The organism is Paenibacillus agricola (genome assembly GCF_011440305.1).
Taxonomy (GTDB): domain Bacteria; phylum Bacillota; class Bacilli; order Paenibacillales; family NBRC-103111; genus Paenibacillus_S; species Paenibacillus_S agricola.
The window spans coordinates 187,991-213,058 of record NZ_JAAOIW010000004.1; the positions used below are offsets into that span (position 1 = coordinate 187,991).

At 46.3% G+C, this 25,068-nt stretch carries 25 protein-coding genes; 7 read left to right on the forward strand and 18 right to left on the reverse strand.

The features are described from left to right. Window positions 1-81: 81 nt before the first annotated feature. Window positions 82-1,059, forward strand: coding sequence for a YpdA family putative bacillithiol disulfide reductase (locus G9U52_RS12290; RefSeq protein ID WP_166149864.1), 978 nt, complete (start codon window positions 82-84; stop codon window positions 1,057-1,059). Between the two features lie 200 nt (window positions 1,060-1,259). Here G9U52_RS12290 and G9U52_RS12295 read toward each other — a convergent pair whose 3' ends face one another. Next, window positions 1,260-1,991, reverse strand: coding sequence for a phosphonate ABC transporter ATP-binding protein (locus tag G9U52_RS12295; protein ID WP_166149866.1), 732 nt, complete (start codon window positions 1,989-1,991; stop codon window positions 1,260-1,262). 190 nt (window positions 1,992-2,181) lie between these two features. On the opposite strand from G9U52_RS12295, the gene G9U52_RS12300 reads away from it, so the two are divergent. Beyond that, entirely contained in the window at window positions 2,182-3,141 is a 960-nt protein-coding gene (locus G9U52_RS12300) for a polysaccharide deacetylase family protein (RefSeq protein WP_243767300.1), read from the forward strand. Between the two features lie 91 nt (window positions 3,142-3,232). Here G9U52_RS12300 and G9U52_RS12305 read toward each other — a convergent pair whose 3' ends face one another. Together G9U52_RS12305 and G9U52_RS12310 are read right to left on the reverse strand one after the other, a co-directional pair. Further along, on the reverse strand, window positions 3,233-5,203 hold the full coding sequence (locus G9U52_RS12305) for a copper amine oxidase N-terminal domain-containing protein (protein WP_166149868.1): 1,971 nt from the start codon (window positions 5,201-5,203) through the stop codon (window positions 3,233-3,235). Window positions 5,204-5,247: 44 nt separating this feature from the next. Then, window positions 5,248-7,053: a copper amine oxidase N-terminal domain-containing protein gene (locus G9U52_RS12310; RefSeq protein ID WP_166149870.1), complete on the reverse strand. Its 1,806-nt coding sequence runs from the start codon at window positions 7,051-7,053 to the stop codon at window positions 5,248-5,250. A gap of 406 nt (window positions 7,054-7,459) precedes the next feature. Here G9U52_RS12310 and G9U52_RS12315 point away from each other — a divergent pair, with 406 nt between their 5' ends. Next, window positions 7,460-7,648, forward strand: a complete 189-nt coding sequence (locus G9U52_RS12315) for a hypothetical protein (RefSeq protein ID WP_166149872.1) — start codon at window positions 7,460-7,462, stop codon at window positions 7,646-7,648. A 145-nt stretch (window positions 7,649-7,793) separates the two neighbouring features. After that, entirely contained in the window at window positions 7,794-8,933 is a 1,140-nt protein-coding gene (locus G9U52_RS12320; protein ID WP_166149874.1) for a M20 family metallopeptidase, read from the forward strand. 594 nt (window positions 8,934-9,527) lie between these two features. On the opposite strand, the gene G9U52_RS12325 is transcribed toward G9U52_RS12320, so the two are convergent. The 12 genes from G9U52_RS12325 to G9U52_RS12380 form a co-directional block, all read right to left on the reverse strand. Then, window positions 9,528-10,037 (reverse strand): GNAT family N-acetyltransferase, encoded by a 510-nt coding sequence (locus G9U52_RS12325; RefSeq protein WP_166150708.1) that lies wholly within the window; start codon window positions 10,035-10,037, stop codon window positions 9,528-9,530. Between the two features lie 15 nt (window positions 10,038-10,052). Further along, window positions 10,053-10,331 carry a BsuPI-related putative proteinase inhibitor gene (locus G9U52_RS12330; protein ID WP_311764868.1) on the reverse strand — a complete coding sequence of 93 codons (279 nt, stop codon included), beginning with the start codon at window positions 10,329-10,331 and terminating at the stop codon, window positions 10,053-10,055. Window positions 10,332-10,612: 281 nt separating this feature from the next. Beyond that, window positions 10,613-10,990, reverse strand: a complete 378-nt coding sequence (locus tag G9U52_RS12335; RefSeq protein WP_166149878.1) for a GntR family transcriptional regulator — start codon at window positions 10,988-10,990, stop codon at window positions 10,613-10,615. Window positions 10,991-11,200: 210 nt separating this feature from the next. Further along, window positions 11,201-11,644 carry a protein-tyrosine phosphatase family protein gene (locus tag G9U52_RS12340; protein WP_166149880.1) on the reverse strand — a complete coding sequence of 148 codons (444 nt, stop codon included), beginning with the start codon at window positions 11,642-11,644 and terminating at the stop codon, window positions 11,201-11,203. 21 nt (window positions 11,645-11,665) lie between these two features. Continuing rightward, window positions 11,666-11,983: an RNA-binding protein gene (locus G9U52_RS12345; protein ID WP_166149882.1), complete on the reverse strand. Its 318-nt coding sequence runs from the start codon at window positions 11,981-11,983 to the stop codon at window positions 11,666-11,668. Window positions 11,984-12,115: 132 nt separating this feature from the next. Then, entirely contained in the window at window positions 12,116-12,697 is a 582-nt protein-coding gene (ssuE, locus tag G9U52_RS12350) for an NADPH-dependent FMN reductase (RefSeq protein ID WP_166149884.1), read from the reverse strand. Between the two features lie 72 nt (window positions 12,698-12,769). Continuing rightward, entirely contained in the window at window positions 12,770-12,985 is a 216-nt protein-coding gene (locus G9U52_RS12355; protein ID WP_166149886.1) for a YezD family protein, read from the reverse strand. A gap of 82 nt (window positions 12,986-13,067) precedes the next feature. Then, window positions 13,068-13,877 carry an alpha/beta hydrolase gene (locus G9U52_RS12360; protein WP_166149888.1) on the reverse strand — a complete coding sequence of 270 codons (810 nt, stop codon included), beginning with the start codon at window positions 13,875-13,877 and terminating at the stop codon, window positions 13,068-13,070. Window positions 13,878-13,920: 43 nt separating this feature from the next. Next, entirely contained in the window at window positions 13,921-14,982 is a 1,062-nt protein-coding gene (locus G9U52_RS12365) for a sulfate/molybdate ABC transporter ATP-binding protein (protein WP_166149890.1), read from the reverse strand. A 6-nt stretch (window positions 14,983-14,988) separates the two neighbouring features. Next, entirely contained in the window at window positions 14,989-15,873 is an 885-nt protein-coding gene (gene cysW / locus G9U52_RS12370; RefSeq protein ID WP_166149892.1) for a sulfate ABC transporter permease subunit CysW, read from the reverse strand. 12 nt (window positions 15,874-15,885) lie between these two features. Beyond that, window positions 15,886-16,719, reverse strand: coding sequence for a sulfate ABC transporter permease subunit CysT (gene cysT, locus G9U52_RS12375; RefSeq protein WP_166149894.1), 834 nt, complete (start codon window positions 16,717-16,719; stop codon window positions 15,886-15,888). Between the two features lie 105 nt (window positions 16,720-16,824). Continuing rightward, window positions 16,825-17,931: a sulfate ABC transporter substrate-binding protein gene (locus G9U52_RS12380; RefSeq protein ID WP_166149896.1), complete on the reverse strand. Its 1,107-nt coding sequence runs from the start codon at window positions 17,929-17,931 to the stop codon at window positions 16,825-16,827. 382 nt (window positions 17,932-18,313) lie between these two features. Here G9U52_RS12380 and G9U52_RS12385 point away from each other — a divergent pair, with 382 nt between their 5' ends. Both G9U52_RS12385 and G9U52_RS12390 read left to right on the forward strand, forming a co-directional pair. Then, window positions 18,314-18,823: a DUF6773 family protein gene (locus G9U52_RS12385; protein WP_166149898.1), complete on the forward strand. Its 510-nt coding sequence runs from the start codon at window positions 18,314-18,316 to the stop codon at window positions 18,821-18,823. A gap of 27 nt (window positions 18,824-18,850) precedes the next feature. Next, complete coding sequence (locus tag G9U52_RS12390; protein WP_166149900.1) at window positions 18,851-19,045, forward strand: helix-turn-helix transcriptional regulator; 195 nt, start codon at window positions 18,851-18,853, stop codon at window positions 19,043-19,045. A 91-nt stretch (window positions 19,046-19,136) separates the two neighbouring features. Here the strand turns inward: G9U52_RS12390 and G9U52_RS12395 are convergent, their stop codons facing one another. Next, window positions 19,137-20,192, reverse strand: a complete 1,056-nt coding sequence (locus G9U52_RS12395) for a CobW family GTP-binding protein (RefSeq protein ID WP_166149902.1) — start codon at window positions 20,190-20,192, stop codon at window positions 19,137-19,139. 300 nt (window positions 20,193-20,492) lie between these two features. Between G9U52_RS12395 and G9U52_RS12400 the strand changes: the two genes are divergently transcribed. Then, window positions 20,493-21,836, forward strand: coding sequence for an N-acyl-D-glucosamine 2-epimerase (locus tag G9U52_RS12400; RefSeq protein ID WP_166149904.1), 1,344 nt, complete (start codon window positions 20,493-20,495; stop codon window positions 21,834-21,836). A 298-nt stretch (window positions 21,837-22,134) separates the two neighbouring features. On the opposite strand, the gene G9U52_RS12405 is transcribed toward G9U52_RS12400, so the two are convergent. Together G9U52_RS12405 and G9U52_RS12410 are read right to left on the reverse strand one after the other, a co-directional pair. Next, window positions 22,135-22,542, reverse strand: coding sequence for a DUF4395 domain-containing protein (locus G9U52_RS12405; RefSeq protein ID WP_166149906.1), 408 nt, complete (start codon window positions 22,540-22,542; stop codon window positions 22,135-22,137). Window positions 22,543-22,556: 14 nt separating this feature from the next. After that, window positions 22,557-24,977 (reverse strand): type IA DNA topoisomerase, encoded by a 2,421-nt coding sequence (locus G9U52_RS12410; protein ID WP_166150709.1) that lies wholly within the window; start codon window positions 24,975-24,977, stop codon window positions 22,557-22,559. Window positions 24,978-25,068: the final 91 nt, after the last annotated feature.

Consider the following 25,068-nt stretch of genomic DNA (forward strand, 5'->3'; position numbering starts at 1 on the left):
CTCGAATCGGTTACTATGGAATTTGAAGCTTGTAGCTTCACTCTATTCCCAATCGATTACTGACGAAATGAGGTGCTTGCTTTGGAGGAAGTTGTCATTATAGGGGCAGGACCCTGTGGACTTTCAGCAGCCTTAGAGCTGCAAAAATTAGGGTTTGACCCTTTAATCATTGAAAAGCATTCAATTGCTCACTCCATCTATTTATATCCGACTTATATGCAATTTTTTAGCACCCCAGATTTACTTGAAATAGGTGGCATTCCTTTTACTACCCCCAATGAGAAACCATCGCGCTTAGAAGCGCTGCATTATTATCGTAATGCTGCATTACGCAGCAGCGTGCGTATTCAATCGTATCACGGTGTAGAAACCATAACCAGACAAGAAAAAGGATCTTTTGAGCTTATGCTTTCCAACCGTTTTGGAGCCACTTCTGTGATCGAAGCCCGTTATGTCATTGTAGCAACTGGTTATTTTGATTATCCGAACTTATTGGGAATTCCAGGTGAGCAATCGTCCAAAGTCTCCCATTATTATCGGGAGGCTCATCCCTACAGTGGAACCAAGGTAGCGATCATCGGTGGTAGCAATTCAGCCATTGATGCCGCTATGGATTTACTGCGTGCTGGAGCCCATGTAACCATTGTTTATCGGGGTGAAGGGTACTCGCCAAGCATCAAGCCATGGGTTCGCCCAATATTTGAAAGTATGGTCAATAAAGGCAGGATCACGATGCTGTTCCGTTCGCAAATCGTCCAAATCGACGACCGTACCATAACCGTACGTTCCGCAGAAGCCGAACACATACTCGATAACGATTTTGTATTGGCCTTAACCGGATTCCGCCCGGATCGCGGCTTACTTTTGTCAGCAGGTGTAGCGATGGATCCAATCTCAACAGCTCCCGTACATAACCCAGCAACAATGGAAACCGCCGTTCCGGGATTATTCATTGCTGGTGTTGCCGCCTCAGGCAGCGATGCCAACGAGGTATTTATCGAGACTGGCAGGCTTCATGGCGGGATGATTGCCCAGCGTATTGCCGAAGCGCGCCTATAGCTGCATTTTGAGCTTCTGCACGTATCTTGAGCTTCTGCACGCGCCTGCGTGCAAGCCTCCTATTAGAAATAGCAAAAAAAGCCTCAACAACCACAAAATGAGCTAGGTTCCATTAAATGAGCTTTTGAAAGCTCTTCTTTTGGATGAAAGTTCAATGTGGTTGTGAGGTTTTTATTTGGGATTAGTTAATTTGGGAGCGCTTAACCAAAAACCAGGTTTTTTTCGTGTTGTGTTAATCTTCTGCCAGCAATGTCCACCACTAGCCTGCCTTCAGCAAGGCCCCAGATACGTGATCCGAATTTCTCTGCCATCTCCACCTGGTGAAGGCTGCAAAAAATCGTAACTTTGTCTTTGACACAAATCTCTTTTAAATCCTCCATAACCCTTAAGGCTGCCTCAGGATCCAGCCCCGAGATCGGTTCATCCGCATAAATAACCTTGGCGCCTCGAATTAGAGCCTTAGCAATTGCAACACGCTGCTTTTCGCCACCACTCAACCGTTCAACAGGGTCATGCGCTTTATCCAACAGACCGACCTTATCCAAATAATCCATCGCTGTCATATGATCATCGCCAGAGGTGGTACCCGAAAGTATGCGCCACCAAGCCTTGTGAAAAAACAAACCACTCAGCACGTTTTTCAAAGCGGATTTACGCGGATTCAAATTCGGTTTTTCCTCCAAAAATGCCCAATCCTTGCGTAGCTTAAATTGCTCCAGGCCACGCACTCCCGAGATATCATTACCTTTGTATATATACTGCCCTTCATCCCATGTAAGTTTTAAAGATAGACAGCGAAACAAGGTAGTTTTCCCACTGCCGCTGCCTCCGATTAAGGCAATGAGCTCTCCCTCATCAGCCTGAAAGCTAAGCCTGGATAATATTTCATGATCCGGTGGAAATGATTTAGATAAATTACGTACAATAATCATCCGATTCCTTCTCCCTTTCCTTATAACCCAACATTTCCTCATAACCCATCACTAATCTTTATTATATAACATCTTGGCCCTACAAAAAAACCTTATTTATAAAACACCACCAAATCAGCTCCTGCACACATAAAAATCGCCTAACAACACACAGTAAAGGCAACCGCTCTAAAGGAAGGATGAACTGGCTATGAACCATGCCACATTCAAAAAGGGTTATATGCTCGTCGCAGCCTCCATCTTATTATGGACAACAGGTGCTTGCGGATACAAGCCACCACAGCAGGCAGGGCCAAGCCCACAAAGTCAGCAGCAGCCTACAACTCTTGATGGTAATTCGACCTCCTATGAATCTTTAAGTGAAGGTGGGCCACCCAAGGCATTGCCCAGCACCCCTGCTACTTCACCAAAACCAACACCCAAATTACAGGAGGGCAAGGAAAATCAAGAGCGGGAAAACGTGCCACTCACATTGGCTGATCTGCACCAAAAATATCGAAGCACCTTTTTGTTCAATGGACCGTCGGATGTGCGCCAAGCCGCACTAACCTTCGATGATGTCCCTGATACGGTTTATACGAATCAAATATTGGATGTACTTAAACAATATGGGGTAAAAGCGACCTTCTTCGTCGTGGGGAATCGAGCCGAGGCACATCCCGAGGTCGTCACGCGTATTATGAAAGAGGGCCATGCCATTGGCAACCATAGCTATAGCCACCCGAACTTAGCCAAAACCGATGATGACAAATTCCGCGATGAGGTTTTGCGCACGGAACAGATTCTTGCCGGGATAACCGGCTATACCCATAAGCTGTTTCGCCCTCCCTATGGCAACGTTACGGAGCCACAGATCCTTTGGCTCGCCAGCCAGAACTATCATATCATTAACTGGAATGTGGATTCCTTGGACTGGAAAGGACTGACCGCTGAGCAGGTTACCGCCAATGTCCTTGGCCATGTTGTGCCGGGAGCTGTAATTTTGCAGCATGGCGCTGGTGGTGAAGGCGAGGATTTAACCGGCACTGTACAGGCACTGCCGATCATTATAGAAAAGCTTATAGCTTCCCATATCCAGCTGGTTACGGTTCCCGAAATATTCAAGCTTAACGAAAGTACGAAGGTAAACAGCCCGATCCGAAATCCGTGATACTATTAAAAAGGAGAACAGCCTAGTGTTTAGTCTAGGAGGCTCTCCTTCCTTTTTTTGTTCGAGCATGCATTAAGCTTATTTACTCTCTTTATTTATCCTCTAACGGATAAAAAATAATATCTACCGGAAATGCGGAGCCGGCTGCAGGCGTAAATTCAATATCCAATGATGGCTCCGTGCCATCTGTTCTTGCTAGTATGGTATAGCCTTGGTAATCCATCATGATGCCTGATGGCGGTGCTTGAATGATCGCTCCATTAATTTCGAAGGGACCACGGAATACCCCGCCGCGCGGCAGCAATAACAGTGACATTTTCGGTGGATTGGGAATATGGATTTTGTACACAACCCCATAGTTGCCCAAGTTTAATGATTTCTCTTTTTCGTAAAAGTCCGAGCCTGTAACGAACATATCTGAAGTCCCGTCGCCAATTGCAAGCGAGGATGGCTTAGTAAGTGCTGAAGCATCCACCTCCCATGATACATCCGAACCACTGAAGGTTCCCCTAACATTACCTGAGAAGGGCAATTGCTTGTACATCCCAACAGATTCAATACCTGCTCCTGCATCCATCGCGACAAATGAAAAATATACCTCGCCATCGGTCTCTACATCGTACATGACATTCATCCCTTGGTCTGGGTAAAATTCAGGCATTTTTTTATAATAAACCGTTTGATAGGGTCCTACTGTAATTGATTCTGGTGTACTATCGCTTTGCAGAAACTCAATGGAAGCTTCATTACCGATCAGATTGGCATAAATGGACGGATATACCTCGCCGTGGCGGGTCGTCTTAATCGTTACCGTCTTATCGGGATTTGGGTTACGAACGATAATGGCGAACTGTACCTTTTCCTTCATACCATTTACATGGTCTGCATACAGCCTTGCTTTTCCATTCACTTTTTCCTGATATAGAAAGCCTTTTTCCGTAAAGGTTTCCGGGCTGTCGCTAACAATCAACGGCCGCTCCTCATCCAGCTTAGCAATATTGGGCAGCTGTGGAATGCCGCGTAAATAAGCGCGGAGTGTTGGCTCCTCTTCCTTCACATAGGTGCCGACCGGCTCGTGATACACCTTATAAACGAATTCATCGAGGTATGGCTCATCCACGATTTCGACATTATACGAAAAAGGCTCACTGGCAGTACCTTTGCTATCGGTAACCGATAAAGAAACCTTGAATAGCCCTGGCTGAAAAATGGCATCGGCCTTGCCTGTCCATTCGACGCTTTTAATGATATCGCCATCCGGGTCAAAGCTCAGATCCGTATAAACGATGGGTTCTCCCAAACGATAGGATTGTTTATTCACCGAGAATGTAGCGATCGGCTTCGTATTAGGCATCGTGTCATTGAAAAAGCTGCCGGATTCAGAGTGTTTGATGTACAACAGCTCCAGCCGCTTCAGATCTTCGTTGAACGTAGCTTTAAAGCCGATAAAACGGTTAATCCAATTTAACTCAACATATAAACGATTATTCAAGAGGAAGGCTGCCTTCTCAAAGTCTTCAAGCTGCCCATTGACTCGCAATTGTTTGCCTGATAGCTGCAGTTGGATAAAAGCGGATGGCGTAGTGATCTGGACACTCCCTGTAGAGTCTTCCCATTGCACAGGTATACCCAAGTAAGACTGGAGGCTTGCTGCTGGAAGGTAGGTGCGATCTTTTAGCCTGATCACTGGCGCTTCCATCTGCACCTTTGCCCCGCTCAGAAATGCCTCGTTACTTCCCACATACATAAGCAAGGAAATGCTTTCGGGTGCTAACGATGTAAGGGATGGGGCGGGTGCTTCTGAAACGCTAGCGTCTGCTGCAGGCGCTGTTGTTGCAGCTCCTAGAGTTGCTGTTGTTGGTGCTGTTGGTGCTGGCGTTAAGATTGCAGCTTCAGCCGCCGCGGTGGCTGGAACTGTCGAGACTGGAGGTGTTACAGCCGTAGATGTAGCAGGGGCTACTTCAGCAGCAAAGCCGGGCAGTAGACTGCCAAGCGACATCGTGAACAAAGCCAAACCCGTAAAGCCCAATTTATATACAAATGAATTTATTAATGATTTCACTGCGAGAACTCCTTTATAATGAAATACTATCGCTCCGATTACGATTATTGCTTATCTACGAGTGGAATTAACATCATATCCAGCGGCAATTGGTTATTGCCTGCAGCCAGCAATTCGAACTCAACCTTTTGCTCAGTGCTCGTTGTCCGATGAATCAGGATCGCCTCATTGGAGGTGATCCCACCCGCTGGCATTGTGATCAGGCTGCCATTTACACGAATGGCTCCTTCAAAAAATCCGCCTCGTGGATAAAAAGCAATCGCTGTTTTGCCGCTCACATTAAGCGTAAACCGGTAACGGACCCCTGCATGGCTCTCATTCACAACCTCTTGTAGCTCCATGTCTTTTCCTTTAACAAACCCTTTTAATAAAGGCTCCACCGATAGATCGCCGATTCCTAGTGCAACAGGAGCGTTTAGACCACGTGAGTCGATGTCCCATGTCACCTCAGAAACGGGATACGTACCCCGAAACGTGTCACTTAATTGAATCTGGCGATATCCGCCCAATTCATAAGGCTGCTCTCCTGGCGAAACCATCGCATAAGAAACATCGACTAGCCCGTCTGTTTCCAGGTCATAGATCGCTTGGAAGCCTTGTCCCGAGCTAAGCGTCGGGCTAACCTTGTATAAGACGGCTGAACCCGGGTTCACCACAAGCGGCTCGCCTATTGATGCTGCGGGGGTAGCCAAAAAATTCTCGGCCAGTTTATGCCCAAGCAAGGGCGTATATACAGAAGCTTGTGATTCAGATACAGCGGTTGTCCCTACGTTCACTGCATAAGTATCACTAAGATTGCGAATCATAATAACAAGCTGGGCATCATTGGCCATCCCATTCACATAACTTGGATACAACCGGGCATGCCCTTTTATTTTTTCTTGATACAGGAAGCCTTTTTCGAGGATGGCTTTGGAGCTAGTACCTCTTAACAGCTTCCTATCTTCGGAATGCTTTACGAGGACTGGCACCGTTCTGTCCATCGTCGTTTGCTTAGGAATCGCTGAAATCATCTCTTTGGGCAATAGGCTGCCAATCGGTTTGTAATAAAAAGCATATTCCTGCTCCGTCCTATATGGAACATCCAGAACGGTCACAGTTTTGGAAAAAGGCTCACTTACATTTCCCTTCCCATCCTTAACCGTAAGCGTGACATTATAGATGCCCGCTTTAAAATAGGCATCTTTTTTGCCAGCCCAGTCGTAGCCAGGAAGGCCTTCAGAATCGGGATCATAGCTTAAATCTGTTATATGGATAGGCTCTCCAAGTCGGTAGCTGGCTTTTCCAAAAGCAAATTTGGCAACTGGTCTTGAATTTTGTTGGGCATCATCATTACGGAGCGTCGACTCCTTATATGGAGTTAACGGCTCGCCGAGATCATTAATCTCCACGCTTTGCGAATTTGCATGGTACACGTAAGTCATATTCGTATAAGTAGCCAACCAAGACAGCTTCACTAGCAGCCGTCCATTGCGTATTTCTGCAACCGTATGAAAAGGAACCGAATTGCCGTTAACTTGAATCCGGTCATGGGAAGGATCAAATTGAATGTAGGCTTTAGAGGTGAGCAGATGCGCAGTCTCCGTTAATGAATCCCAATAAAGCTGAATATTTAATGTGTCTGAAACCCATTTGGCGGGTAAATAGAATTGACCATCTATCAGCGTGGGTGGCTCGTCCAATTTGACCTTTTGGGTATTCACGAAAGCGTCGTAATTTCCGGCAGTTAACTGAATTTGGGTTGAGGATACGGATACAGCCGAAACGGTTGTCAAAGATGTAAAGCCTATAGCGATTATAGTACCAAGCAAAGCCCCTGTCTTGGCAACAGCAGCAACAGTTCGAAGCATCTGCGGTAACTCCTTTTATTCCAAAATTTTGTTTTTACTTTTTATTTGGGAAGCACTATCTTCTAAGAATAGTACCATGTTCGAAATGAGCGCGTCTACTGAAACGAACAAACCCATGATAAGGAAAATGATACCGGCTATATGTAAACGTATCCATTTTTGGTTTGAAGATTCGTCTGTTCCTCTTGCCCGTGCAAAAAACAGGCATATTTATCTTAAAAATAATTTCGAAAAACATTCACTTTATTTCAAGAATCACTTGCAAAACATTACATGGTATGTTATATTGAAATCAAGCAATACCAAGCTTTTCTTACAAATTCAGCACTCTACTCGTCGCTATGAACCTATATGTTTTTGCAGCAATATTGTGTATTTCAAATAGCTTTTAAGGGAGAGATGACTTATGACTATGAACCAACAAAATGCCCAAGAACAAACCATTTCCGTTGAGCTTACTTTGAACGAGGCGCTTGCATTAACGGGTGTTCGTTTTCGCGAAAATCACCAATTTGAAATTGATGGCATGCACAAAATCAAACGCTCTTTGGAAGACCGCCTGATTACCGAACCTAATCGCAAAAATATTCAATAAGATTAAATCATTATTCAATAGATTTGATTTGATAAAACTAAGACCTGCGCAGCTCTTGTTCCCACGAGCTATACGGGTCTTTTTTGTGTTCACTAAACTCCTTTTGTATAATAGACGAAAAGCTGGAATGAAGGGCGGGTTACCAATGAAACAAACCATCTCCGATACGATCGATGAACACGCCGAAGCGTTAATTGAGGTTGCCCATTTTATAGGTGAAAATCCGGAGCTTGGCCATGAGGAATGGCTGGCCTCAGCAAGGCTTATGGAAGAGCTTACCGCATCTGGCTTCCACATCGAGAGCCCCGTTTTGAATTTGCCAACGGCTTTTATTGCATCCTACTCGTCCAGCAAGCCAGGCTCTACTGTCGCCTTTATTTGTGAATATGATGCTTTGCCCGAGCTAGGGCATGCATGCGGCCATCATTTGATTGCAACTATGGGCTTGGCCGCCGCCATTGGGCTTAAATCCGTCATCGACGAGATTGGTGGAACCATCCGCGTATATGGTACACCGGCCGAGGAAACCAAGGGTGCCAAGGTTCCCATGGCGGCAGCTGGCTTATTCGATGATGTTGATATTGCCTTAATGGCCCATCCTTTTCATTCCTATGAGAAATCGGGTCAATCGCTGGCCATGGATGCTTTGCAATTTGAATTTACGGGCAAATCCGCCCATGCAGCTGCGAGCCCTCACGAGGGCATCAATGCGTTAGATGCTGTTTTGTTGCTGTTCCAATCGATTAATGCGCTTAGGCAGCAGTTCGAGAGCCATGCACGTGTCCATGGCATTATTAGCGATGGCGGCAAAGCACCTAATATCATTCCCGATAAAGCGGTCGCGCAATTTTATATCCGTTCCTCCAATCGCCCTTACACCGATCAACTGGTTCAAAAGATTAAAAATTGCGCAGAAGGGGCAGCCTTGCAAACCGGATGCCGCTTGGCGATCAGCAATTATGAGTATTCCTATGATGAAATGATTACGGACGAGGGATTATCCGAGCTCTTTACCGCCAATTTAATGGCGCTCGGCATTGAACAAGCCGACATCCGCATTGGCAAAGACCATGGATCGGTTGATTTGGGCAATGTATCCCGCCGTTGCAAGGCGATCCATCCCTACGTCAAGGTGGTTGATGGCGGTGAGCTGCTGCATACTAAGGAATTCCGCGACCAAGCGATGGCCAAGCGTGCCTTTGAAGGTATGCTGCTGGGTGCCAAGGCGCTGGCTTGGACGGGGTATGATTACGTTGTTGCTCACCCTCCCAAACCCTCCCTGTAGGAAGGGCTTGGGAGGGCTGTGCCCTCTCTCTGGACTCCCCCCGCTGGGGCGAGGCTGTGGTGTTCTCGGGGCGCTTTCGTCCCTACGGGACATGCTTGGGTTGGGTGGTAGGCTTGGAGTGTTTCTGCGCGTGCTCGGGACGCTACCATCCCTTCGGGACACGCTTAGGCTTAGGTGGACAGGCTTGCTTCTTAAGGAGACGCTGTCCCTGCGGGATTCGCGAAGTGCCTGCGGACGGAGCGGGTGTTGATTCGCTTGCTCGGGGCGCCGCGCTTGGAGTGGCGGCTTGGGATTGCTTTCTTTCTCACCATTCTTTAATATGTTGCTTTAAAATATGGAAACATCCTTTTTGCTTGCATAAACATACAGGCCGTTGTTTGCCTAAATCGCTTTATATCAGCTTATTCGCGGACAGAGATGCCTCTATCATAGGGAAATCTCGTTATTATTCCTGCCTAAAAAGGTGAATAACGGCTTCTCTGTCCGCCAAACCTTTTAAGGATGACAATACCAACTTTAAGGGCTCAACAGTCCGCCTCCCTTATCTGACACGCCATTAGTTACTCTTCACCCGTCATTATCGCCTAACTCTGCCTACTCATTAGCTTTAAAGCCTGCATAGATACAGTGGTTTTTATTAAAGATAATCGCCTCTTGTTCTTTTGTGAAGCCAATCTTTTCTGCCACACGAATAGAGGCGGTATTTCGGGGATCTATGATACTGACTAATTTGCTCACACCCATCTGCTCAAAACCGAAATCCCTGCAAGCTAATGCCGCTTCCGTTGCATAACCGTTTGACCAAAAGGCTTTGCTGATATGGTAGCCAACTTCGATTTCGGTTTTTCCTTGGATTTGCTGCTTAATGAGACCACAATCGCCAATACATTGCTTCGTCTCCTGCAAACAGACTGCCCACAGTCCAAAGCCATCCTTGTTGTATCTTTCGATATTTCTTTGAATCCACGTTTGTGTTTGTTGAAGGCTGAAAGCCGCCGGATAATATTGCATGGTTACCGCGTCTGAAAAAATAGGATACAAAGCATGAATATCCTCGTGGGTATACGGTCGTAGAAACAATCTGGCTGTTTGCAGTAGGATCATATTCATATATTCCCTCTATTGATTAATTTGGATTTTTAGCTGATTGGTTAAATCGTCTTTATGGATGGTTTGTGATTCGGAATTGACTAAAATTTGTAAGGAGATTGTATAATTACCTGACGGGACTGGCTTGCCTTGATCATCTTGGAGATTCCAAACTTCCGTATATGAAAGCTTTTCATCTTTTTTCAAATCCAGCTTGCTCAAGGCCGCGGTAAAAGCTTTGTTATTGGACCATCGGTATACCTCTTTATTTTGCTCGTTGTACACGAAAAAGTCATATTTTTTGCCTATCTTGCTCTTGTAAGAATTCCGATGAGGTTTTGAAAAGACCGGAAACTGGCTGGGCTCGTTGCTCTTTTAGCTTCCGTAATTGGTTTTGCTGAGTAGGCTCGATCTGTACGCCCTTTTGCACTCCCTCAGAGCAGCTAGCTAAAAAGACGCCTATTATCCCGGATACCAATAATTTGCTCATCATGTTTAATACGACGAAAATCAATTATTTTTAAAGTCTTTATAAAATGAACTTTGTAATACATCAGCAAGGAGGCACTGGCAAGCTATACGTTGTTTGATTATTCTTCCTCTCCGTAAAATATTTGGAACAATTGCCATACCTCTTGCTGCTTCAATCCTAGGGTACGACTTTCTGCAACAATTCCCTTAATTTGCTCTTCGAGCTGCCGATATTTAATTTCACGGATGGCTTCTTTATTAGCGCCTGACACAAAGGTTCCTTTACCCAAAACCGAAGCAACAAGTCCTTCCTGCTCTAATTCATCATAAGCACGTTTGGTGGTAATTACGCTAATTTGCAATTGCTTGGCCAAGTTGCGGATCGATGGCAAAAGCGTCTCTTGCTGTAGTTGACCTGACAAAATCCGGTTCTTGATCTGCTCCTTAATTTGCACATAAATAGGTTCTCCGGATGTGTGGGATACAAAAAAATCCATGATATCACTCCCTACCAACTGTATATGTCGTATATGTACAGTATATGTGAAGCTGCAAATTTATCAATAGCTCTTTTTCAAAATCCAAACCTGATGCTTAAACACAAATAACGGCCATCCCTTTACGGATGTCCGCTATTTGTGTTTTAAGCATGGTTATATGATTTATCTTAATTCATAGTTGAAATATTAATAATATTGCCTGGTCCTCTAGTTCTCATAAAGTGAAGCAAGAGATTTTCTTAACTCACTGTGCACCTCAACCTCAGGTCTAATTCCCCTTACCTTGGACTCTGCGTCTTTCACACTGTCGCTTAGCCCTAATGCAAGAAGGACACCAACAGCCACACTACCCGTTCGGCTTCGCCCTGCTGCACAATGGATCGCTACCTTCTTCCCTTGGCCCACTCCTTCCACTACTCCATCGATCGCTTTTTTCAATAGTGCTTCCTGTCCAGCTAAGCGATCTACTAAAGGAATGTGAACCCGCGTAATTCCATCAGGCTGTTCTTCATTACCATGCTCTACCTCAGCACGAAGGTCAATGATAATGTCTACCGCTTCTTTATCTATAAATTGTGCTACGTCCTTTTCTCCGCCAATAAAAATTTGTTGTTCATATAAAGATTGATAAGTTTGTTTGGAATCGGGCATGCGAATCCTCCTTATTAACAGTTAGCTGTATAAAAATACGGACTTGGGCAAATGAATAAAATCATGCAGTTGTTTGGTTAATCCACCTTTACCGAAGCGCAGAACGTTGCTGCGGTCTTTGCCATGCTTGTTGTGGATGTCTTTCAAAAAATTGACCGTAATTTGTCGGCGGCCGATAATCTCTTTGTATCCAAAGGAGAAAAGCCACTGATCTATTGTATTATAGATACCGCGGTTTAAGCCATACTCCTGAAAGCAATAATTCACAAACTGGATATCCGGCAAATGCAAAGCCTCAGCTTCGTTCACTTCTGTGATCAGATTAGTAGAGATCATCATACCTGTCAACTCCTTAAATGTAATAAGACCTCGCCCTGCGAGAACTAACCTCCCGCAGTTCGAAGCCTCCCGATTCCAGGTGGGCAAGACCGTTCCTTTGCATCGCAATCGTTGGCAGCGTCAAGACGAGCATTATGAGACCGGAAGCTCATTAACGGTCGTTACTGTATCTGCTCTTTGCTTACGCCATATCGTTTCAGAAATAAAGGATTGCACCACACCGCCAAGCCGCTCCTCAATTTCCGGAGCTAAGCTGAAGCTTCCACCTTCACCTTTTAGCACTTGGCTGTCCAAGATGAATGCCCCTGATAAAATATGATGGGCCCCTAGCGCCGACAGTACAGGCTTAAATGCATGGTCGATCGCCAGCAGATGGGCAATCGTTCCGCCAATCGCCAAAGGAAGAACCACCTTGCCATCAAGCCCCTTTTGCGGAACCAAATCCAAAAAGCTTTTGAACACGCCTGTGTAGGAAGCTTTATAAATTGGTGAAGCCACCACCACGCCATCGGCCTCGGCAATAATCCGGTTCGCTTCTGTTATCGAAGGGCTGTCAAAGCGTGTATAAAATAAATCCTCCGGCGGCAAATTTCGCACATGAATCCATTTCACTTCCAAGCCCTTATCCAGAATAGCTTGGCTTACAAAATTAAGAATTCCATCCAAGCGTGAGGTAGCTGACGGACTTCCTGATACGATCGCTATATGCGCCATAACCTTTTTCCTCTTTTCGAATAATATGTAAAGCACTCTGCAACGCGAAGACTCTGAGTACTAGTTGTTTCGCTACAGTTGTTTCTTCGCCTGCTGATGCCGACCCACGACTGATTGCTCGCGTTCACGTGAACCCGCATCCCCTTCAAAGCGTTTGCGTTCGGTTCTTTCGATCTGTACAATTCTGCCATCGTGAATAACAATTTGCACGGTACCATATTCAAGCCCGTTCACTGAACCAATAATACGTTGTACCCACAATTCGTCTACTTCCAAAGGTTTAGACATAAATTCCCCTCCTATCTCCTGACTTATGCCTGCTTTTAAGCTTCTATCCATGTCCGCCTCTAAGCTTCTGGCTGCTTTTATATTAAATCGTCCAATCATGCCATTCACTTTTTTGCTTTTCAATCGTACTTAACCAATCCTTGGTCGTGGATATGAGCTTGGCATAGGCTGTGCTGGAGGAATACGTATGGTCTGCCTGAAAAATCACTTCTTTATCGCACTGCCCCTGGGATCGCATCCAGAACAGCTTTTGATATAAAAAGCAGTAGTCAACAGGGATTAGCTCATCATTGGTTCCATGCACCACTAATACATCGCCAGTAAATTTCCGCGTCTGCTCAAGGGGTTGATGCTTAGTTAAGGAATCGAAAAATTGCGGCTCAAAGGTATAACCCAAATAGTCTGCGGTCCCAAACTGCACGGCGTCCTCATACAGCTTTTTACCGGTTATTTTAATAATATCACTGAACGGATGGGCTACCGCCGACCAAAGAACGAGTGATTTGATTCTTTTATCCCTTGCGGCCGTTAACACCGCAATGGCACCACCTAAGCTATGCCCAAGCAGGATGACACGTGTCGGATCCACGCAGCCGATTTGCAGCGCATAATCAACCACATGGCGCGTTTGGTCGATCATCGAATCCACGCTGCTGGCTCCGTATTGGCCTGTGCTTTCGCCGCAGCCAGCATAATCAAAGCGCAGTACCATATAACCCGCTTGGCTTAACTCACGCGCCGCCTTAATAAACAAGCGGTCAATTCCAATTCGATTGCCGATAAATCCATGGGCAATAATAACAATCGGATTTTTGTCAGCTGTAGTTGGTGGATAATGCAAAGTCGCGGCTAGCTCTACCTCGTTGCTACGAATAGTTTTATGATGCTCCATGGAATGCCCTCCTTCATTTTTGTGTGAGCCTGACAAATTTATATTAAATATGAACCGGCATCGGATCGGTTTTGAGTGTGTTTTCAACTGTAAGATGCTCTTGGTCATGGAATAAATAAACCCGATGGATCAACACGTGGACAGAATCAGAGGGCGTCAAAGCACCAAGCTCCAAGGAGCGGTAAGCGAATAAGGATTGTCCGTTGACCTCTACCTCTACTTGCCAGTTCGTACCACGGAAATAAATGTTTTTGACGGTACCACGCTCCGCAGCAGATGGAAATGAAATCTCATGGGCAAAGCCGATCTCGACAAATTCGGGTCGTATCGTAGCTTGCGCATCCTGGACTTCGACCTTCTCAAAGCCTTTAAATTGGTGGATATCGTTAACCTGGTTGGATTCCCCAATGAAGCTTGCGACAAATGGAGTTTGGGGATGCTGATAAATTTCGATCGGTGAGCCTTTTTGCTCCAGCCTGCCTTGGTTAATGATCATGATCTGGTCGGCAACCTCAACGGCTTCCTCCTGGTCATGTGTAACAAAGATGGTCGTAATGCCCAAACGGTTGATCATGCTTTTCAGCCAGGTTCTTAGCTCTTTGCGAACCTTGGCATCAATAGCGGCAAACGGCTCATCAAGAAGCAGCAGCTGCGGCTCTGGAGCAATCGCTCTGGCGAAGGCTACCCGCTGGCGCTGCCCGCCGGATAGCTGATGCGGCAGCCGCTTCTCCAAGCCATTAAGTCCCGTCAGCTCAACCAACTCAGTGACGCGTTCTTTAATTTGTTGCTTCGTGCGCTTTTGTACCGTCAAACCAAAAGCAATATTATCATATACGCTCATATGGCGGAACAACGCATAGTTTTGAAAGACGAGCCCGATCCCACGCTTTTGTGGGGGAATATCGTTGACTTTTTGTCCGTGAAACAGAATCTCTCCCGAATCCGGATCCTCCAGCCCTGCAAGCATACGGAGAACGGTTGTTTTACCTCCGCCGCTCGGACCCAGCAAGCCAATAAGCTTCCCTTTTTCGATTTCAAAACTGACATCCCTGGTAGCCTGAAAGCTGCCAAAGCTTTTCATCAAGTGTTTGGCTACAATATGCATGCTCTCCTACTCCCCTTCCTTATGCCGCTGTCCGTCATATTTCCATTCAATAATACTTTTGACCGCTAGGGTCACTACCGCTAATAAAAGCAATAAAGAAGCCATAGCAAATGCTCCTGCCGAATTGTATTCGTTATAGAGGATCTGGATGTGTAGCGGCATCGTATTCGTTGACCCCCGGATATGTCCGGATACAACCGAAACGGCGCCAAATTCGCCCATTGCCCGCGCATTACATAAAATAATTCCGTAGAGCAAGCCCCATTTAATATTGGGAAGTGTCACCTTCCAGAAGATCCGCCAGCCTTTGGCACCAAGCGTTACGGCTGCTTCCTCCTCCTGCACGCCTTGTGCCTGCATAATCGGCAGCAGCTCACGGGCAATAAAGGGAAAGGTTACAAACACAGTCGCTAGTACAATACCCGGTAAGGCAAAAAGGATTTTAATGTCATGGTCAGACAGCCAAGGTCCAAACCAGCCTTTGGCACCAAATAATAGTACAAACACAAGCCCTGAAATAACGGGTGATACCGCAAAAGGCAGATCAATTAATGTGATAAGCAGGTTTTTTCCTCTAAAATTAAACTTGGTAATCGCCCAAGCTGCGGATACGCCAAATACCAAATTTAAAGGCACGGCAACGGCTGCGGTTAGCAGCGTTAATTTGATCGCAGAGGCCGCATCTGGATCCACCAAAGCTTTTACATACACATCGGCACCTTTGCGAAAAGCTTCAACGAATACCGAAACGAGTGGCAGCACAAGCAGAAATCCGAGAAATAATAAAGCAATACTGATTAATATCCATTTTACGACCGCCGGTTCGGTGACATGCTTCGGTCTATCCCGAAACCCCAAACCTGTCTTAGCGGTTGCCACATACCCGGCCATGGTGTTTCCTCCTTAGGTTACATTAAAACGATTAGCCCGCCATTGCAGGAAGTTAATAACCAGCAGCAGCAAAAAGGAAACGACCAGCATCACTAATGCTATAGCTGTGGCACCTGTGTAATCGTATTGCTCAAGCTTGGTCATGATCAGCAAAGGGGCAATTTCTGTCTTCATCGGCATATTGCCTGAGATGAAAACTACAGAACCATATTCGCCGACCGCCCGGGCAAAGGCTAAGGTAAAGCCTGTCAATGCTGCAGGCAAAAGCTCAGGAAAGATGACTTTCCTAAAGGTTCGCCAGCGGCTGGCTCCTAGGCTAACTGAAGCTTCCTCGGTTTCCTTTTGTAATTCTTCAATTACCGGCTGCAACGTCCTGACGACAAAAGGAATACCGATAAACGTCAGTGCGATCATGATTCCTATGGGGGTATAAGCTACCTTGAAGCCCATCGGCTCAATAATGCGACCTATCCAGCCATTTTGCGAGTAAATTGTGGTTAAAGCTATTCCAGCTACTGCTGTAGGCAAAGCAAAAGGAAGGTCTACCAACGCATCAACAAAACGTTTACCAGGAAATGAATATCTGACCAATACCCATGCTACAATAAATCCGAATATCACATTAATAATGGCGGCACCGAAAGAGGCTCCAAAGCTGATTTTGTAAGACGCTACAACCCTGGGATCACTGATCGTTTCCCAGAATTGCAGCAAGGTCAAACCGGATGTTTTAATGAAAATAGCGGATAAAGGAAATAAGACAATCAAGCTAAGGTAAAGCACGGTAAATCCCATTGATAACCCGAATCCGGGCAATACACTTCGTTGTTTCCATTTGCTTGCCATGGATTCCTCTCCTCTGACTCAAGAGTTTTGCTTTTAGCAAAACTCACATCGTAAGCATCTTCTTAGCTTTGCTTCAGCAATACTTACATCGTAAGCTGCCTCAAATTATGGTTTGTAAATTTGGTCGAAAATCGCTTTATCGCTGAAATGTTTCTTTTGTGCTACTGTCCAACCACCGAATAACGGATCATCAATCGTGATCAGGTTTAATTTCGGGAATTGGGCTTCAAATTTCTTAGCTACTGCTTCCAAACGTGGACGATAGTAGTTTTTGGCAGCAATATTTTGCCCTTCTTCGGTATACAGGTATTCCAGGTAAGCTTGGGAAACCTCGCGTGTTCCTTTTTTATCTACAACCTTGTCAACAACAGCTACAGGAGGCTCTGCCAAAATACTCATCGAAGGATAAATAATTTCAAATTTATCTTTACCAAACTCATTGATCGATAGATAAGCCTCGTTCTCCCATGCCAGCAATACATCACCAATACCGCGTTGAACGAATGTATTTGTGGAATCACGCGCTCCTGAATCCAACACCGGTACGTTTTTGAACAGCTGTTGGACAAATTCTTGAGTTTTCGTTTCATCTTTGTTAAATTTCTGCGAGGCGAATGCCCAAGCTGCCAAGTAGTTCCAGCGTGCGCCACCTGATGTTTTCGGATTCGGTGTAATGACTTGCACGCCTGGCTTGATCAAATCATCCCAGTCTTTGATCGCTTTGGGATTGCCTTTTTTGACTAGGAACACGATTGTCGATGTGTAAGGTGTACTATTTTGCTGCAGCTTTTTTTGCCAATCCTTTTGGATCAAGCCTGCCTCTTGCACCGCATCGATATCATAGGCAAGTGCCAAGGTGACAACATCGGCTTCCAAGCCATCAATGACAGAGCGCCCTTGCTTGCCAGATCCACCGTGAGAGGCTTTAACGGTTACTTTTTGTCCAGTTTTCTTTTCCCAGTAGGTGGAGAATGCTTTATTATATTCTGCATATAATTCACGGGTGGGATCATAGGATACGTTCAGAATTTCTACGGGTGGTTTGGGTGTAGCTGCTGGAGCCGGTGCTGGTGTAGCAGCGGATTTGGTATCTGTTGTCGCGGCAGGTGCGGCAGCCGGTGTTGGTGTGGCAGCTCCCCCGCAAGCTGTAAGCCCGAATAGTGATAAAGTAAGTGCGCTCAGTAAAGTTAATTTTCCCAATCGAATGTTCATAAGTGATCTTCTCCCCTAATATAAACTTATCTTATAAATAAACCTTTTAAAATAGTGCCCACTAAGCTTCGCAAGCTTTGGATGGATCAGATACGGTCTAGTATAAAAAGATTTTAGCTGGCGTCTCCGGCTGTCCGGTAGTCGTTTGATAATTCCGATCTGTTTACTATGTTTTATAAAAGTATATTAGCATCGCAGAAGAATTGTGTCAATAAGTTTTGGAAATTATTTCGTAATATCAATAACAGCGCTTAAGAAGCACTGGTTACTTTAGCTTATAAAGTAATGAAATACGCTCATAATGCAATATATATTGTACATATTGCAATTTTCAGTGTATACTAACAGTAGCTTAGTAACGAAAACAAAGGAGATGACTGTAATGAAATGGTTCAATTTTGAGAACAAGCATACTGACGAAAGGATCATAAATACCCGTAATTCGATATACAAAGAAATATATAGTCTTGTGGCGATCCTTTGTATAGCTTCAGCTATCTTTAAAACCATTAAATATGGAACGCAAATAGAAGTTATAGCCACCGAGCTCCTAATTTTAATCGTATCTGCTCTTTATTACACCTACCGCTCGGTACGACTTGGCGTATATTCAGATATAGTTGAGGTGCATGATCGAACAAGCAAATATCCGATGAGTATTAAAAATGTCGTTATGGGCTTAGGCTTGGGTATAGGTTTAGCTATTTATTTCGGGGTAAGAAGCGCTCTTCTTTATGCAGAAGGAGGCCCACAGGCGTTGTATTATTTCATGATTGTGTTTGTTGTGGCTTTGATCATTTATATTCCTTTTCTCGTTACAATTATGACGCTTCCTCATGCATGGGCTAATAAGGTGAGCAAACGTAGGAATCGAGAGGAGTTAGATGAGTAGGTACGCGATAAAAAGAGGTGAAGTCACATGAAAAACATTAAATTAAAGCTGGCCCGTGTTGAAAAGGATTTGTCCCAAGAGGCACTCGCGCAACTGGTCGGGGTGTCTAGACAAACTATAGGGCTTATAGAACTGGGCAAGTATAACCCGAGCCTATCCTTATGCGTTTCCATCTGCAAGGTGTTGTCCAAGACTTTGAATGATTTATTTTGGGAGGAGTAGGAATACCTCCAACACTGTTCGCTAGAGGCGGTAATTGCCTCCAGCGATAAATGATTGGTATGCAAGCAGGCCATAGTAAAGCGCCACTCTTCTAGCTTTCCACGGATACTGCTTGCTCCAAGGCTATTAAATCTGCTGCCAGCTTCGATTTGGAAAAATGCTCGCCAATAAATACAGCCACATTGGGAACCTGCTCTTTAGGCGTAATTTTCACAAAATCCATTTCTCGATAGGCAAATTGAAATAAAAACAAGCTCGACGTATCCGTAAACTGCAAAATGCCCTTTGCCCGGTAGATCTCAGCCGGAAGCTTGCTGACCAGCTCTTCAAACTGTTCACTATTCACAGGGTTGGCAAAATAATGCGTGTATACCATGACGTGATCATGGGAGTGGTGGTGCTGGTCTTCTTCCGCGTGAGCGTGCTCATTGTGGGAAGGGTGGGTGCAGGCAGCACCTTCATGATCATGGTCGTCATGCTTATGGTCATGTGCATGGGCATGCTCCATAGCCGGCTGCTCTGCTAAAGCGCCTGTAGCTTCATCCAAGCGATCCAGCATCGTCAAGTCGATTTGGCACTTAACCGTTGCTGTCATTGGAGCTACCTGGTTCCATTCACGAATCGTATGCTCCAGCATAAGCAGGTCGGCTGCACTGACCAGATCCGTTTTATTTAAAATCAGCTCGGAAGCGCAGCGAATTTGATCCTGCATTAAGCGGTACGTTTTGCCTTGTCCCTTCTTATGCCGCTCCAGCAGCTGTGCAGCGTCTACAATCGTAATAAGCGACTTCAGCTCCATCTCTGTAAGCAACGAGGCATCCGTCACCCCATCAAGGATTTCAATTGGATTGGCCGCCCCTGTGCATTCCACGAAAATCACATCAGGCTTGTGCTCCAGTATCAGCTCACGTAGCTCCATGCCCAAGTCGCCGCGGATCGTGCAACAAATGCACCCGCTCAGCATTTCCGTCATCGGTACCTCATCATCCACGAGCATGCCGTCCAAATTCACATCACCCAGCTCATTCATCAGCACAGCCGGCTTTTTCCCGCTAAGTCTATAATAATCTAAAGCCTGTGTTAAAAATGTCGTCTTACCGCTTCCCAAAAATCCTGATAATATATGTACAGGCACTATTGTATTCATGGTTAGTCTCCTCTATGGAATATTGTGGAATGTGGTGAATTAGTTGCGCTGCGTGGCCAGGGTTTTCCTCCGACTGCTGTTGTTCAAGGATTTTTTTGAATATATAAATGCTTTAGCGGTGAAAAAGCCATGAACAAAGGCAACGCTACGCTATCTCCAGAACACCCTGGCCACTCCGCTATTATTCACCGCACTTCTAAAATTAGTGATTCATCGTACTTTTAAAAGTGTAGCTATGTATGCAGGGAAAGTCAATTAAATGTAATTGTTACATATACCGTACGGAAAGGCAGGGAGCCCATGATTCAAACCTTACAAGGATCGTCTATACAAATCGACCCCGTCTTCCCCTACTACCAAAACCGTTCGGAGTCAAGCATTGTAGATGAACTGGAGCTGGCAGGGTATCGGACTGTGCATTATTTTGTTACTGATGAGAAAAAGGTAAACATCAAGCTAGTCGAGCTGCTTCGTGCGCGTGGCATGATGGTTTGGGCTACAATACTTGGGAATGGCACTTATATAACCGACCATTTGCCCAAGGATTGGCCGGATTGGCAAATGGCTCTTCTAAAGCCGGTCAATGACGGGTACGTTCGCCTCTCCCCTTTTAGCTATCGCTATGTGGAATGGAAAAAGCAGGCATTAGCAAATTTGGTGAAAACCGTCCCGTTTGACGGATTGGAGATTGCCGAGCCTTATTTCCCAGAATGGAACGGGCTTTCCAGTGGCACCTATGGCGATGTGGGCCCGTATGCGCGGGCAGCGTTTAAGCAGCAATTTGGCAGTGATATTCCCGATTTTAAATATTGGACATCCGCTAACTATTACAAAAAGAACACGGCGCTCTACAGACAATGGGTCGAATTCCGGGTGACTGCCGTCAATCGATTTTTGAATGAGCTGATCAATGGGTCTAATGGCGTCCGGGATTCAAGACCAGGGATTAAGATTGCGACGTGGTCGCTCGGCGTACAGGCAGGAGCGGCTTCTGTTGAAAAAGTGCGTGAATTTCACGGACTCGACGCTGCCGCGATGATATCGATTGTAAAGCCTGATATGCATGTCATTCAGACGCATTGGCCAGATTGGATGCGCTGGTGGCTTCCTGCCGATTATATTAAGCATTATGAGCCCTTTGTCGCCCAAATCCGTTCCTGGCACCCTACATTGCCCCTTAGCGTACAAACAGATGTTGGTTCACTTCGCCCTATGCGGCGCAGCCGTGCATGGCTGGACGCATTCTCAGCATGCAGTGAACAGCTTGGCTATCTCAGTTGGACAGCCTATGAATATCATTTGGGTACCTATATGTATGAGGAGAAGCCCGCCTTACAACGTGTTAAACGGCTAGGAGCTCATCAATTGCTGCTGCAATTCCAAAAAAGAATCGATTCTGCCGCAGCTGAGCATAGTGGAAACTATTCCATTATTTTTGAAGGAAAAGTGTTATCTGATATCAAGGTCAAAGTCTTAAAGGTCGATGGCAGCAATATATGGCTGGAAAGTGCACAATTTCCATTGGAGCGATTCGAGCTATCGGTAGCCAAGCTCAAGGATACGCCAGCGCTTTGGCTATTTCCAAGTCAGAAGGCTAATGAAATGAAGGAGCCTTGTGTTGTTGCTGTTGAGCGGTATCGATAGGACTGCGCATACACCCCGCATCCAGCTATGTAGCAGAAGATGTTTATCAGCTATATTAGAAGGTAGAATGGGTTGGGCGTTAGCTGGCGAATGTACATGTTATACGATTGGACTTGCCTCTATAAAAAAAACGCTAATCTCCTTTTACATACGGAGATTAGCGTTTTTTTGGAATAATGGAGATCTGCGTTATCCAATACAAACAATAAAATCGGATACGATGTTTGTGAAAAGCTGATGCTTATCGGATGTTATTAGCCACGCAATTGGGGCTTATTTTTATTGTAAGCAGCCCTAATTATCTGAAACTGCGCTTCCACTGATAGTATAGAAAGCAGCCTACGCAATAACCGCAAATAGCGATAAAAGCAGCTACTGCGACCATGCCAGCAAATATATAACCCGCGATAGAGCTCGAATTGATACCAAAGCAGATGACTGAAATGGATAACAAGGTTACAGCAATCGAGTTATTGAAGCGCAGCAATTCTTGGGATTCCGTAGACGCCCCACTAATCCTTTTTGTTAAGAAGGGCTTAGCAATAGCAACAAATAGGTTGGCGCGGATTCCCAGCACCATTGGTAAAACTTCAATAATCCATAGCAGGGCAATTAACAAAGGCTCCTGTAATAATATTGCACAAAGGACGAATAGCACTATGCCTACCTGGTTAGCACGGACATAAGGAATCGGTATCTCTTTCATTAATCCTTCCACCTCTACTTCATAGATAAATCCGGAGCCAAAGTAAGCTCGCCGGTATTTCGGTTTGCCAGATACAGCCGGGCTTGCTGCGAATTGCCGTTTTCATCGACCAACGGGATAGGCGCGGTATTGCCCCGCTCGATTAGAGAGCGGGCATCTGCTTCAGACAGCGAGGCGCCGAGGCTGTCCTTCCAGATCACAAAGCCGCATCCGGCTTTGTAGGCTGTGCAGCCATAGCCGCGCTTGCCGGCTATGATGCGCCCGGTGCAGCCGCTGCGCGGGCAAGCCGCGAGGCTGGCGCGCGTCGCGAGCGCGCTGCTTTGCGGCGGCGCGGGCTCGCCTGCGGCTGGCGCAGCGCTGCTGCGCTTAGCGCGCGGCGGCTTTGCCGCCGTGCTCGCTCCACGCGTGCGCACCGCTGCTTCGCCGCTTGCGCTAGCCGTGCTCGCTCCTCGCGTGCGCACTGCTGCTTCGCCGCTTACGCTAGCCGTGCTCGCTCCTCGCGTGCGCGTCGGTGCTTCGCCAGCGGCCGCACCGCTGCGCTTGCGCACAGGCTTCGCCGCACCAGCGGGCGCAGCCGTGCTCTCGAAGGCTTCCTTCGCCGCCTTCGACTGCACACGAACCTTATCGATGATCAGGTTCGTAAACTTCTTCACGTTTTCCATAAACGTTTCGTCAGAGGCAGAGCCACGGGCAATTTCATTGAGCCTGCGCTCCCATTGCCCCGTCATCTCGGGCGATGTCAGCAGATCGACACCTGCCGAGCGGATGAGCTCTACTGCCATTCGCCCTTTTTGCGAAATAACAATCCGCTTGCCTTGCATTGTAATATACTCCACCTGCTTCAGGCGCTCAATGACCGAGGCTCGCGTGGCCGGGGTGCCAAGACCTGAATCCTTCATCGCATCACGCAGCTCTTCATCCTCCACCTGCTTGCCTGCACCCTCCATAGCTTTCAGCAAGGTGCCTTCCGTATAAGACTTCGGTGGTTGTGTCTCCTTCTCCTTCGCCGCAACCTTCGCGCATTTTACAGCTTCCGCTGCCTTCAAGCTAAAAGGTGTCGTAATCTCCTCCTCTGCCACTTCGTCGTCGTCCGTCTTCTCCGCCTTGCCGCGAGGCGTCGGCTTTGCCTTCTTTTGGTCGGAATAAATGATTTTCCAGCCAATTGACAGCAGCTGCTTGATGGTGCTCTTGAACATTTCCCGCTCAACCTCGGTCAAAACAGTATGAATTTTATATTCCGCAGGCGGATAAAACTGTGCCAAAAACCTGCGAACTACCAAATCATAAATTTGCTGTTCATCGGCTGAAAGCCCGCTGGCTTTTTTATGTGTTGGTAAAATCGCGTGATGGTCCTCAACCTTTGTCGGATTACAGATGCTCCGATTATTTTTGTGCACAAGGCGTTTGTCTGCCTGTTCCGCAAGGTCGCCATAGGAGGTTCCGCGCAGCTGGTCCAATGCCCGGTGCATTTCCGGAATATTCGCTTCGGTTACATAGTTCGAATTCGTTCTTGGGTAGCTAATTACCTTATGCTTCTCATAAAGCGCTTGGGCGGTGTCCAGCGTTTTTTTGGCGGAAAAACCAAGCTTGGCATTAGCTTCCCGCTGCAAAAGCGTCAAATCATATAGCTTGAACGGATACTCCTTCGTATCCTTTACCTCGTAGCTGGCAATTTTGCCGATTTTGCCCTTCACCTTTTCCACAATTGCATTAGCCTTCGCCGGGTCGGTCAGCCGCTCACCCTGCCACATGCCTTTATACTCGCTTTCATCCTGCTTAAACAAGGCCTCCACATCATAAAATTTAGCGGAGCTGAACGCCTCAATCTCTTTTTGCCGGTCATATAAAATTGCCAGCACTGGCGTCTGGACACGCCCCACAGACAACAGCACCTGATGCTTGGTTGTAAAAGCACGCGAGCCATTCATCCCAATGAGCCAATCTGCCTCACTGCGGACGCGGGCTGCCTTGGTCAAGTTCTCATATTCTACTCCCTCACGAAGCTCGGCAAAGCCTTTACGAATGGTCTCGGGCGTCAAATCCGAAATCCAAAGCCGCTTAACCGGCTGCTTCAGCTTCAAATGCCGCTGGATCAAGGAAAAAATATGCTGTCCCTCACGCCCAGCATCACAAGCATTAACAAGCTTCTCGCTACGCTTGGCCAGCTCCCCAATCTGCTTGAGCTGATCCTTGGTCCTAGCGTTTGGAATGAGCTTAAATGCATCCGGTATAATCGGCAGATCATTAAAATTCCATTTTTTATATTTATCATCATAAGCATCCGGCTCGGCCAAACCGATCAAATGCCCGATCGCCCAAGTTATAATATAGTGCTCGCCTTCTATATAAGTTCTGAAGTTCTTAGCCTTTGGGTCGATGGCGGCAGCAATATTGCGGCCCATGTCGGGTTTCTCAGCTATAATTAACGTTTTAATATCGATTTCGCTCCCTTACACCTACAAGGTCATGCTGAGCCCATCGTATCGGAAAATAGACGGCTTGTAAACATCAACCAACAAAAAACCA